The following is a 12,668-nucleotide window of genomic DNA, read 5'->3' as shown; positions in this document are numbered from 1 at the left end:
CAGGCTATGAAAATTGTTCAGGTATTGGCAACTAGTGGTGGAGTTGGTGGTCTAGAGCAGCACACTTTTAACCTTGTTAATGAGCTCGCTTTAAATCATGAAGTACATGTGATTGCACATCCTTGCTATCTAGACAAGTTTAGCCAACAAGTACATTTTCATTCGGTTGATTTTGCACGTAGCCGTTGGAATATTTTTTTACTCTGGCAACTTAAAAATCTTATCCAGCAAATTCAACCTGCTATTATTCATGCACAAGCAGGAAAGGCGGCTGAACTGATTGCCCGAATTAAGCCATTTTTATCTGGCCCAAAGTTTGTGACAACAGTACATGGTACTAAAAAGAATAAGTCTGCTTATTTAACGGGTGATGCCGTTATTGCGGTGAGCCAAGCACTAACGCAAGGCATACCTGAGTCTAAAGCACATGTGGTTTACAACGGGGTCTATCCTCAACCTGTACTTACAGTTGAAAATAAAGAAAAGTTACTTCAATCGATTCAAAAAGATTTTGCTGAGCTAGACGCAAGCAAAAAAGTTGTTATGTGTATTGGACGTCTAGAGCCAGTAAAAAATATCAGTTTACTGATTGAGTCGATGCAACAGATTGATGCCAATTTATGGATTATTGGTGACGGTTCACTTCGAGCAAGTTTAGAAAAACAAGTCAGTGAATTAAACATGCAAAATCGGGTCGCTTTTCTTGGGTTTAGATCTGATGCTCGAGATTTGGTGCAATTAGCAGATATCGTGGTTTTGTCATCTGATCGTGAAGGTTTTCCACTTGTTATGGTCGAAGCTTTACAGGCAGATAAAGCAATGGCTTCAACCAAAGTGAACGGTGTGATTGAATGGCTGCCAGAGCAATATCTGGCACAGATTGGAGATGCACAAGGTTTAGCAAAAGCGATTAAATGTGCGCTTCAAACTGAGGCTCAAAACGATTTTGGCCCTTTATATGCAAAAGCCAAGGCTGAACTGACTGTACCAGCCATGACTGAGCAGACGCTTAATATTTATAAAGGCCTGCTGAAAACTTAATTATTCTTCGTTGTAAGGCGGATAGCATCAAGTACCACGAAGTTATCTTCGACATTAATGGTATGACAACCGTCATCTGCTTGATTCCAGTCAGGTAAAACCACTTCTAGTAATTTTTCTTCGTAAGCTGTCGGGCTAAGCTGAGTAATCGCTTTTAACTCAATATTGCCACCATACCGTTTTAAAGAATCTTGGCTTGGTCGAACCAGTTGCCCTTTATAAATAAAAGGTTTGCCTGCCATACGGAATTGCTGACGGCCTCGGCACACTGGATTCATGGGGTGCTCTTGCCATTCAGGCTTCAAAATATCTTCGGTAAAGAATAGATCTAAACGGTCACCAAACTTCTTACAATCACGGCGCGTTGAAGTAAAAAGATACCATAAGCCTTCATGATAAAAAGGGGTGCTGTCGACTGCTTCAATATTTTCAATAAGGTTAGAATGTTTTTCCCATTTCAGCGGAAAATCAGTACATTTCCAAAGCTCAATCGTTTTGTTGGCAGAAGACTCAGGAATCATGTACCAAGTGTTATCTATTTTAAATACGCAAGGATAGGATAGGTGGTAATCGAGTTTTAAGATTGTCTCGGGTGGTGTGTAGGTGCCATCTTTAAAAACTTCTAAGACAGAAAGAAAGCCTACCGGATGTTGGTCATCGACTTCTTCAAAAAAAATGAAATGACGATCATTTTCATAAGCATAAAAGCTATCTGCAAAGGTAAACTTTCTAGGGGAGTGAATTTCAAAGAGTGAATCTAATTGCTTAAGTGTAGTAAAAGGTTGCTCTAACCAGCCAAAACGCATATACCAATGGGAGTCAAAAGTTTTCGCTTTTTTTGCTTGTTGGTACTTGTACCATTTTTTTTGTAGACTGCGAGTGATTAACATCTAAGTACCTGTTAGCTGCCCGTTTTATGTGATTGTGTAGCGTTTAGGAAAAAGGCTAATCGAATAATTTTTTTGAAAATGAATAAAGATATAATTCGAGAAATTAAATCATTTTTCATTTTGTTAAAGTTCTTTTTAAAACGATTTGGTTTTTTCATGTATTCTTTTCTATCCGATGCAATATGACTTTGCATCTCATCATCATGTTCAAAGCAATAATAAAAGGGAGTTGAAACATCGCCTGCTAATAAGTACTTCCAGTCATCAATATAAGTCAATTTGTGAATTTGCTTAGAAACAAAATTTTTGGCTGTCTCAGCAGTTAAAGAATAAGCATATGTTGCTGTATAGAGATCTTTAGGCCCAGTCATATTGAAGTAAAGTTCATCATTACTTGTATAACCTCTTATTCGACGTCTAGAAGGTTCAGAGTGCCCTCCTAGGAATGCGAATGAAGGATTGGTTTGTAATAGAGAGTGTAGCTTCTGCTGTATATGTTTAGTTTGAAAAATTACATCATCTTCAATTATGATGACACGATCATATGCTTGATAATCACCTTGAGCTAGACGTTGCCAAATAATCATATGACTTAACCAGCAGCCTAGTTCACTTGGTCCTAATTCATGATCACATAATCCTGAAAATTGACGACTTAAATTTAAAAAAGTTAAATATTCTTGAGGAAGTTTTTTCCCATAAATAGCATCGAAGAACTGAAAATCAATTTGTATATCGTGAATAATTGATTGCAAGTTTTGGTGTTGCTGTTTAATTTTTTCTTGACGCTCATTACTTCCTTGTAAAGATACACATAGGATAAGAATCTTTTTCATGTTTCAACTAACTTGATACAATACAGTTTAGATATTCTATACTTCTGTATTTGTTGTTGATAGTCCTTCTACATATTCATCTAGCTTAGCTCTAAAAAGTTTAGAAGTTAAAAAGTAATATTGGTGGTTACTTTTTGTACCTCTGATGAGGGTAAGTATGTTATCTGAAGAGGCAACAATAATACTATGGGCAAAAAAGAGTTTTAAAGGCTATACCTAAATGATGTCAAATAATTTACCTATCATTCATGCTTTGTGGATTGGAGAAAAACTCGGAGCAATTTCTAGATGTTGTTTACGTTCTTTTGTAATGAGGGGGCATGAGGTTCATTTACATACATACGCTGATATTGCAGATGTTCCAGAAGGCGTACAGTTGGTTGATGCAAATAAAATTATTTCTAAAGACCAGATTATAAAGCATAAGGAAACAGGGAGTTATGCATTATTTTCAGATATTTTCCGTTATGAATTAATGCGTAAAGTTGATGGAGTCTATGTTGACTGTGATGTGTATTGTTTAAAACCTATTTCCATACCAGAGCATGGATACTTATTAGGCTTTGAAGATGATGAATGGATTAACGGAGCTATTTTGCGCATTCCTAAAGAAAGCGACTTACTTAAAGAATTATTAAAAGCCGCATATGACCCATTTTTTGTACCGCCATGGTTTTCTACGAGTAAAAAAATTAAATTAAAAACAAAAAAAATAATCGGAATAGGAAAAAGTTTAGCGGATATGCCATGGGGAGTTATTGGCCCTAAAGCTATTACTTATTATGTTAAACAGTTGGAGTTAAAAAATAATATTCAACCAATTGATATTTTTTATCCTGTTCACTATCAGTGTATAAGTCAGCTTTGTGATCCTGAGCTTACTATAGATGATATTACAACTTCTCGTACTACTTGTATTCATCTATATAATGAGATGTTAAAGGGTATAAAATTAGATGAATTAGATGACTGTACTATTATGTCACGTCTTTTAAAATGTGATATTTAATTATTTATTAAGATAAGTAAAGAAATTTTTAATTATACTTTTTATTGATATATTGAGAGTTTTTAATGAGTGGATCTAATAGACCAATTAGAGTTGGTTTAATTATTGATGAGTTTTTTGGTGGTGCTAATACTGCTTTTGGCGGTTACGGATTTTTAGCGCGAAATCATATAGCTAAATATATTCCAAATGCGGATATCCAAATTGATGTATTATTGGGTAAAGGAAGTAAAAAGCTTTTTGCGGAAGAGTATTCGGTAGATAATGTGAAATTATATCGATTGCCACGTAGGAAATGGTTTGCTCGTCGCTGGCTTAAGAAAAAAAATTATGACATTTATTTAAGTGTCGAATTAACATTTAATTATGTATTAGAAAATGAATTAGATAAAACAAAAAAATTAGTTTTATGGATACAAGATCCAAGGCCAACCTATGAATGGGAAGAAATTAATACAGTTAAATTATTTCCTGAAACTAATTATTATAATCAAAAAATATATGATCTAGTACATAATTGGTATGTTAATGACCGTGTGAAATTTATTTCGCAAGGACATTTTCTTAATCAGAAAGCTATAGATTTATATCAATTAGAAAATAGCGCACCTATAGAATATGTGCCTAATCCTATTGATATTGACTTCAATTTTGATGTTAGTACTTATGTTAAAAAAAATATAATCATTTTTTTAGGTCGTTTAGAATCTGTAAAAAGGGGGTGGTTATTTTGTGAAATCGCAAAAAGAATGCCACAATATGAATTCTATGTATTAGGACAAACATTTAGAGAGGAAAGTAAAAATAATGAAATTATGAAAGGTTATCAAAATATTGCTAACTTACATTTTGCAGGCCATGTTGAAGGTGGTGAAAAAGAAAAATTTTTAAAAGATGCTAAGTTACTTATCAATACTTCTATTCATGAAGCATTGCCTATTTCATTTTTAGAAGCCCTCTCTTTTGGAACTTTATTAGTAAGTAACCGGAATCCTGAAGAATTAACAAGTAAATTTGGAATTCATGTAGGGGATGTATTAGGAGATGGCTTTGAAAAAGTTCATTTATATATTGAGGCTATTGAATCTTTAATGGAAAATGAAGAACAGAGACATCTTTTAGCAATACAAGCTAGAAAATATATTGAGAAATATCATAACGTAGCAGATTTTACTAAAAAATTAAGAAATATTTTGCTCAAAGAAGTAAAGTCTTAAGAATAAGATCCCGTATTTATAAATACGGGTAATTTTCTTACTCTTTATCCGCATTTCCTTTAAGTACCATATAAATTAGTGCAACAAAAATCAGTAAAGCACCAACCAAGCTACTTACACAGAAAAATAAAATACGTTGATTTGTAGTCAAATTAAATAATTCATTTGCAAGAATATAGCGCATGAAAAACCATTGTGCCAGGGAGAATACAATTACGACCAAAGCATGTCGACGTACATCAGGGCGCATAGCCATAAAGCTGACCTCTAAATTAAAAGCTCCTTATTATGCCATTGACCTGCCTATTCGCAAAGCATAGCTTAGGTAAGCCGAATATATAGCTGAAATTTGAAATTAAAAAACCCTGCTTAAGCAGGGTTTTTTATTTAAAAAATCTAAAAATTATTTAGATTCTTCAGCTTTTGGCTTTTCACGTAAACGAATGCCCAAGTCACGAAGCTGGTTAGCTTCAACTGGAGCAGGTGCTTGAGTAAGTGGACATTCAGCAGTTTTCGTTTTAGGGAATGCAATAACGTCACGAATAGACGTCGCGCCAGTCATTAACATTACTAAACGGTCAAGACCAAATGCCAGACCACCGTGAGGAGGAGCACCGTAACGAAGTGCATTAAGCAAGAAGCTGAATTTCTCTTCCGCTTCTTCATCAGAAATACCAAGCGCTTCAAAAATCGCTTTTTGCATTTCTAATGTATAAATACGTAGAGAACCACCACCAACTTCAGTACCGTTCAATACCATGTCATAAGCAACTGAAAGTGCTTCACCTGGATTGTTCTTCACTTCTTCTACGCTTGATTTTGGTAGAGTGAATGGATGGTGAACAGAAGTCCATTTGCCATCGTCAGTTTCTTCAAACATTGGGAAGTCAACAACCCAAAGTGGAGCCCACTCACAAGTTGCAAGATTCAAGTCGTGACCAATCTTGACACGAAGTGCGCCCATTGCATCATTTACAACTTTAGCTTTATCAGCACCGAAGAATACGATATCGCCATCTTGAGCACCAACACGTTCCAACAATTCAAGTACGATTGGTTCAATGAATTTCACGATTGGAGATTGAAGACCTTCAATTCCTTTAGCGAGTTCATTAACTTTGATGTAAGCCAAACCTTTTGCACCATAGATGCCAACGAATTTGGTGTATTCATCAATTGCGCTACGTGGCAATGAAGCTGCACCAGGAACGCGTAAAGCAACAATACGACCTTTAGGATCTTTTGCAGGTCCAGCAAATACTTTGAACTCTACTTCTTGCATTAAGTCTGCAACGTCAACGAGTTTCAACGGAATACGCATATCAGGTTTATCTGATGCATAGTCACGCATTGCATCTGCGTAAGTCATACGTTGGAATTTATCGAATTTAACGCCAAGAAGTTCATCGAACATCTTCACAGTAAGGACTTCCATTAAGTCCATGATCTCATCGTCACTCATGAACGATGTTTCAACGTCGATTTGAGTAAATTCTGGCTGACGGTCAGCACGCAAGTCTTCATCACGGAAACATTTCGCGATTTGGTAGTAACGATCAATACCACCTACCATCAACAATTGTTTGAATAATTGTGGTGATTGTGGAAGTGCATAGAAACTACCATTTTGTACACGACTTGGTACTAAGTAGTCACGTGCACCTTCAGGAGTTGCACGTGTCAAAATAGGTGTTTCAACGTCTAAGAAACCATTATCTTCGAAATAGTTGCGAATAAGGTTAGTCAATTTAGAACGGAAGCGTAAACGATCCAACATTTCAGGACGACGAATATCTAAGAAACGATATTTCAAACGAATTTCTTCAGAAATATTGGTATTTTCATCATTTAAAGGGAATGGAGGTGTTTCTGAAGTGGCAAGAACTTCGATGTCTTTACCCAAAACTTCAATTTGACCACTTACCATGTTGGCATTTTCAGTACCTTCATAACGGCGACGAACACGACCTGTAATTTTTAATACATATTCAGAACGTGCTTTATCTGCTGTTGCAAATGCTTCTGGAGTATCTGGGTCAATAACCACTTGAACGAGACCGTCACGGTCACGCATATCAAGGAAAATAACACCGCCATGGTCACGGCGACGATGTACCCAACCGCATAATGTAACGGTTTGGTCGATTTGGGCTTCAGTTAAAGAGCCGCAGTAATGAGTTCGCATCATGATGAAGATTATCCAAACTATATTGGCTGAAAAGACGGATGCGTAAACCGCGCACCGTCAAAAAAGTAAGTTTTCGATTATGCCCTTTTGAGTGGCATGCGACAAGAACTAGATCAAAAAACAGCTATAATTTAGCTAAAAATGAGCAATTTGGCAGCAAGTTTACCTATTCATCCCATTCTTTGTTGTCTATCTAAAAACAAGAATAATAAGCATCCTAAACTAAAGGTACTTAACCAACCCTGCATGAACTCATTGATGGATCGACCCGTGAAATAATAGGTATCGGTATGCCAAACCTCGTGAGGAATGTAACGGGCATAATCCCAAAGAGAAAATAGGCCTAAAAGTGTAGATAAAGTAAACAGGAACCAAGCAAAAATTTTAACTTTACGGCTTATTTTCCAGTGCTGTTTATATTTGTGATAGTAATGAATACTCATCCAACCTAAAAAAGGTAGTGCCAGTGCAGAAGAACCGAGCTGAAGAAGGCGATGCAAAGGATACGGGCGGCCAAAGAAGTGAACCGTTTGGGATAAAAAATCTTGAAAGATAAACGTTCTAAAGTCAGAGTGGGTAAGACCATCCCAAATGAGATGAGTGGCAATACCGATAATGAGCGCGAATACAACTCCAATAAAAAAGTATATAAAACGTTTAATAGAGTCTAATTTCAAATCATGTTGAATGCCAAAAAAACGGTAAACCGCAGGCCTATATAAAACATACCAAATTGTGCAGAACGATAAACCTAATGCAAGGTTTGGATAGAGTAAACCTTTCCATTGATGCGTCAGCATGCTGGATTGAACTGTAAATAGGCGATAAAGATCAGGTGTCATACTGCCAATCGCTAAGGCGGCAATAGGTAGTGTATTTCTGCTTAATTTGGCAATTGGTGGGGCGATAACAGCATGAGAGATTGTAAAAGGCATTGGAAAAGGAAGCTTCTCACATCATCAAAACAATGAGTCTAACGAAACATAACTTCGACTAATGTTTTTTATTGCAAAACGTTTGGAATGTTATAATATAACAAAAAAATACGGGTCATTCATTATGCAGCTCAAAACACAGCTTTTTGTTCTCTCATTATTATCATTTTCTATTCAGCAAGTGATGGCAGCAGATGAGACAAATACTAAGGAAGAGAAACCTGCCGAATTGGCAACAATTACGGTTAAAGCAGAATCTACAACACCACCTAACAATACGTCTTTGGCAGAAGGAGCAACCAGTATTGGTAATGCCTTAAATGGTCAGGCAGGGGTTTATTCAGCTCAATATACGGGAGGGGCGAGTCGTCCTGTCATTCGTGGTCAAGATGGTACACGCGTCAAGATCGTACAAAATGGTGGCGATGTGATGGATGTTTCATCTGTATCGCCAGACCATGCTGTTACGGTTGATCCAAACTCAGCCCAAGATATTCAGATATTAAATGGCGCTGAAGCATTACTATATGGTGCAGGCTCAGTCGGGGGACTGGTGAATGTTGTTGATGAAAAAATTCCAACCAGCATGCCAGATAAGGGCTATCAAGGAAAAGCCGGTGTTCGCTACAACTCAGGTAGTGATGAGCTACTTTACTCAGGGCAAGCGACAGTCGGTTTAGGTGATCATGTTGCGCTACGTGTTGGTGGTTTAAAGCGCGATGCCAATGACTATATCTTGCCTAAAGATTTACAAACAGATGAGCGTCGTCAGGACAGCACTTTTGCCGAATCTAAAAACTATAATGCTGGACTGTCTTGGATTGGTGACCGTGGGTTTATCGGGGCATCATTTAGCCAGCGCCACGATCAATATGGTATTCCTGCTGATAATGAGCTTTTTGGTTCTTGTGAACGTGATGGTTTGCATCTCGTGTGCGGAGCAGGTGATTCAACCGATCATGAGCATGATCACGAACATGATGCTTCATGGATTAATCTCAAAGAAAAGCGTTATGACTTAAAAGGTGAGTTAAAAGACCCGTTTGCAGGTTTTGCTAAAGTTGCAGCGCAAGCAAGCTATACAGATTATCAACATGAAGAAATGCATAATACTGATGTCGGGACAACCTTTAAAAGCAAAGGGATTGATAGCCGAGTTACATTAGAAAATAATGCTTGGGCTGGTTGGACAGGGCAAATTGGCGCGCAATATACCCAACAAAAACTAAATATTGTTGGTGATGAATCCATTATGGACCCAAGCAAAACCCAGCGTTATAGCGTGTTTGGTTTGCAACAAAAACAAATCAATAACGTCAATCTTGCAGTTTCTTCTCGTGTTGACCATCAAACTATCGACATTGAGTCAGATCAAAAGAATTACACGGGTACAGGATATTCGGTTGCTGGTACAGCAAGCTGGGAATTTATTCCGCAATACAAATTGTCCCTCACAACATCACACCAAGAGCGTTTGCCATTTGCTCAAGAGTTGTATTCGGATGGTATTCATATGGCGACCAATACCTATGAATTGGGTAATGATGACCTCAAGAAAGAGCGCTCAAATAATGTTGAGTTAGGTTTGCATTTTAATAATGACCTCTTGAAATACAATGTAAGTGTCTTCCATAACCGTTTTGATAATTTCATTTATGCCAATACTTTGGATGAGTTCCAAGGCTTCCGTCTTATTCAATATAGTCAAGATGCAGCGAAGTTCTATGGTGTCGATGCTGACCTAAGCTACCAAATTTCACCTGTATATAATTTAGGATTATTTGGCGATTATGTTCGCGGCAAAATTGATAATGAAAATGCACCACGTATTCCTGGTGGACGTTTAGGTACTAAAGTCAAAGCAGATTTTGGTGATGGTTGGGATGGTTCTGCCGAGTATTATCATGTATTTAAACAAGATGATATTGCTAATTATGAAACCAAAGGGCAGAGCTATAACATGCTGAACTTGGGCGTTGGATATAATGGTAAATATAGCAACATTGGTGATTACCGAGTGTTCTTGAATGCCAATAACTTGTTAGATAGTAAAATTTATCAGCATGAGTCTTTCCTCGCAAATGTTCCACAAGTCGGACGTAATTTTACTGTAGGTGTAAACTTTAGTTTCTAATGCTAACACGAAACTAAACTTGAAAAATCAACCTAAAAGACCTAATTTGAAATGATCAAGTTAGGTCTTTTTTATGCGTATTTTTCAGCGAATTCATCAAAAAATAAATTGGTCAGGGCGTCGTTATATGGCGGTATTACTTTGCGTTGTTGCTATTGCATATGTTGCATCGGCAATTTACCACACAGTAAAACCATTACCACAGGGTATTAACTTTAGTGGCAAGCTTAGACATGCCGATGTCAAATTTTTAGCAGATAAAACTTATCTGGATGCCAATGGTCAGCAGAAGCTTGATCAGCATATTTTTGATGAAATCTTAAAAATGATTGATGAGGCAAAGACTACTATTGTGGTCGATATGTTCTTATTCAATTCAGAGGTGGGAGATTCAAAAATAAAGCAAAGACCATTGATGCAAGAGTTAACCGATGCATTAGTGAGTAAGAAAAGACAAAACCGTCAAATTCAAATTGTACTAATTACTGACTCCATTAACTCGGTTTATGGCGGTTTAAGCCCTGAGCATTATCGTCAGTTACGTCAAGCTGGGGTTGATGTTATCGAAACGAATCTGATCCCTTTACGTGCATCTAATCCACTTTGGTCAGGGTTTTGGTATATCTGTTGTCAGAGTGTTGGAAATAACCCTGAAAAGGGCTGGTTACCTAACCCATTTGGTAATGAAAAAATTACGTTACGAAGTTATCTGAACTTATTTAATTTTAAAGCCAATCATCGTAAAACATTAGTTGTTGATACCGATGCTGGCTGGAAATCATTGGTTACGTCAGCAAATCCACACGATGGTAGTTCGAGACATTCTAATGTGGCGTTGGTTGTAACAGGAGCCACTGCTTCTGATGTTCTCCAAACAGAGGCTGCTGTTGCACAAATGTCTGGAAGTAGTTCACCCTCACTGATTTTAGGTGACTTTGAAAAAGATATAACCAAACCTCAAGTTCAAGTGTTAACGGAAGGTGCGATCTATGAATCTGTGCTGAAATTAATTAACTCGGCTAAACCGAAAGAGCATATTGATTTAAGTATGTTTTATTTGTCTGAACGTAAGATTATTCAAGCTCTAAAAAATGCACAAGCACGAGGTGTGATTGTTCGTGTTTTACTTGATCCAAATAAAGATGCATTTGGAAGACAAAAGAATGGTATTCCAAACCGTCAGGTTGCTTCAGAGTTACATGCTGCGGGCATTCCAATCCGTTGGTGTGACACGCATGGTGAGCAGAACCATAGCAAAATGATTGTGAAATATAACGACCAGCAAGCTGAGTTGATTGTAGGTTCTGCCAATTTCACTGCTCGTAATTTAAAAAATTACAACCTTGAAACGGATATGCTGGTTATCGGCAAAGTTCAAGATCAGGTCTTTAAAGATGCTCAGGATTACTTCAATACTTCATGGTCAAACTTGCAGGGGAAACAGATGAGTGTCGATTACGCGAAGTATGCCGACGAGTCTAAAGCGAAATATTGGATTTATCGCTTTATGGAATGGTCAGGGTTATCGACTTTCTAATTCTATTTTTTTATATAAACGTTGAGGTGATATGTTCACCACGGAGTCTTGCTTAGTTTGGTTCTAAACTTGGAATTTATTCGTTGCCGTGATTTTGTACAAAATTGGCAAGGTGATTGGCGACATGGATATCGCCGTTCCACCGTGTTGCAGGGAAGCAACATCAGTGAAACAAAGGTTTTTGTCACTTTTGACCTTTCAAAAGTGAGGCATTAGCCTATACAAAAGATATTAGAACATCACTGTAAGTAAAGGCTGTGCCATAAGTCCGATTTAAGGCGTTGGCGGAATCAATTGATCCAAAGCCTTATCATCTAACTTTTCTATTTCACTCAAATCAGTCTTAATTTTCCACTGCGACTCATCATCTACCGGATTTGGTAAACGCGCTTCAAGCCAATCACAAACCACGTCAGGATTAAACTCAGGGTGATTACACTGAATAATCCACGATAAAAAATCTTTGGCTTCGCCATTCATATAAGGTGGTGGTGACACTGGAAAAAATAGTGTTGGTAGGCGTTCATTTGTCGAGAGATAATTTAAAACATGACCAAGTTCTTGTACGGTTTGCCATGCAAGTGGATGTTCTACATCAATACTGAACTTAAACCACCAAGCGTGTTCGCCATCTGCTCCATGAGCCATAATACGGGCTTCTTGTACACTTGGAACTTTGCAGAAAAATTGATGAAGACGTTCAAAACTGATTTCAGACACAGCAATTGACCTAGCTTGGAAAATGCTAATGGTAGCATAGATACAGATTCTTCATATTTTCTTTATAGTCATTACAAACAATATCAATCAAGCCTGTTTTATTCATGGTTTCTCCTTGACTCTCTTTTAATCTAGCTCCATATCAAGACAAAAGGGATGCA

Annotated in this window: 11 protein-coding genes; 5 read left to right on the top strand and 6 right to left on the bottom strand. The window is 37.3% G+C overall.

Annotated elements, in window-relative coordinates; all coding sequences use genetic code 11:
- The first annotated feature begins 6 nt into the window (after positions 1-6).
- The gene (locus ACLCEG_RS14830) at positions 7-1,041 is read left to right on the top strand and encodes a glycosyltransferase (protein ID WP_410568090.1); all 1,035 of its coding nucleotides are present in this window, start codon (positions 7-9) and stop codon (positions 1,039-1,041) included.
- On the opposite strand, the gene ACLCEG_RS14825 is transcribed toward ACLCEG_RS14830, so the two are convergent.
- Positions 1,038-1,931: a hypothetical protein gene (locus ACLCEG_RS14825; RefSeq protein WP_410568088.1), complete on the bottom strand. Its 894-nt coding sequence runs from the start codon at positions 1,929-1,931 to the stop codon at positions 1,038-1,040. The genes ACLCEG_RS14830 and ACLCEG_RS14825 overlap by 4 nt on opposite strands.
- An 11-nt stretch (positions 1,932-1,942) precedes the next feature.
- A complete protein-coding gene (locus tag ACLCEG_RS14820; protein ID WP_410568086.1) occupies positions 1,943-2,767 on the bottom strand; it encodes a glycosyltransferase family 25 protein in 825 nt (274 codons plus the stop codon).
- A 220-nt stretch (positions 2,768-2,987) separates the two neighbouring features.
- Here ACLCEG_RS14820 and ACLCEG_RS14815 point away from each other — a divergent pair, with 220 nt between their 5' ends.
- The gene (locus ACLCEG_RS14815) at positions 2,988-3,776 is read left to right on the top strand and encodes a glycosyltransferase (RefSeq protein WP_410568084.1); all 789 of its coding nucleotides are present in this window, start codon (positions 2,988-2,990) and stop codon (positions 3,774-3,776) included.
- A 65-nt stretch (positions 3,777-3,841) separates the two neighbouring features.
- Complete coding sequence (locus ACLCEG_RS14810) at positions 3,842-4,993, top strand: glycosyltransferase family 4 protein (protein WP_151740948.1); 1,152 nt, start codon at positions 3,842-3,844, stop codon at positions 4,991-4,993.
- A gap of 37 nt (positions 4,994-5,030) precedes the next feature.
- Here ACLCEG_RS14810 and ACLCEG_RS14805 read toward each other — a convergent pair whose 3' ends face one another.
- The 3 genes from ACLCEG_RS14805 to ACLCEG_RS14795 all read right to left on the bottom strand — a co-directional run bounded on the left by ACLCEG_RS14805 (position 5,031) and on the right by ACLCEG_RS14795 (position 8,116).
- On the bottom strand, positions 5,031-5,249 hold the full coding sequence (locus tag ACLCEG_RS14805; protein WP_039253095.1) for a hypothetical protein: 219 nt from the start codon (positions 5,247-5,249) through the stop codon (positions 5,031-5,033).
- Between the two features lie 147 nt (positions 5,250-5,396).
- Positions 5,397-7,181, bottom strand: a complete 1,785-nt coding sequence (gene aspS / locus ACLCEG_RS14800; protein ID WP_004705679.1) for an aspartate--tRNA ligase — start codon at positions 7,179-7,181, stop codon at positions 5,397-5,399.
- Between the two features lie 170 nt (positions 7,182-7,351).
- On the bottom strand, positions 7,352-8,116 hold the full coding sequence (locus tag ACLCEG_RS14795; protein ID WP_348884942.1) for a DUF4184 family protein: 765 nt from the start codon (positions 8,114-8,116) through the stop codon (positions 7,352-7,354).
- 124 nt (positions 8,117-8,240) lie between these two features.
- Here ACLCEG_RS14795 and znuD point away from each other — a divergent pair, with 124 nt between their 5' ends.
- Together znuD and ACLCEG_RS14785 are read left to right on the top strand one after the other, a co-directional pair.
- Positions 8,241-10,250 (top strand): zinc piracy TonB-dependent receptor ZnuD, encoded by a 2,010-nt coding sequence (znuD, locus tag ACLCEG_RS14790; protein ID WP_191001117.1) that lies wholly within the window; start codon positions 8,241-8,243, stop codon positions 10,248-10,250.
- A 73-nt stretch (positions 10,251-10,323) separates the two neighbouring features.
- Positions 10,324-11,787, top strand: coding sequence for a phospholipase D family protein (locus ACLCEG_RS14785; RefSeq protein WP_410568082.1), 1,464 nt, complete (start codon positions 10,324-10,326; stop codon positions 11,785-11,787).
- Positions 11,788-12,060: 273 nt separating this feature from the next.
- Here the strand turns inward: ACLCEG_RS14785 and ACLCEG_RS14780 are convergent, their stop codons facing one another.
- Positions 12,061-12,507, bottom strand: a complete 447-nt coding sequence (locus ACLCEG_RS14780) for a hypothetical protein (RefSeq protein ID WP_170248337.1) — start codon at positions 12,505-12,507, stop codon at positions 12,061-12,063.
- Between the last annotated feature and the right edge of the window lie 161 nt (positions 12,508-12,668).

Source organism: Acinetobacter sp. H1(2024) (genome assembly GCF_046557555.1).
GTDB classification, from domain to species: Bacteria; Pseudomonadota; Gammaproteobacteria; order Pseudomonadales; family Moraxellaceae; genus Acinetobacter; species Acinetobacter seifertii.
The sequence above is the reverse complement of the archived record's forward strand: the minus strand, read 5'-3'. Positions and strand labels throughout refer to the sequence as shown.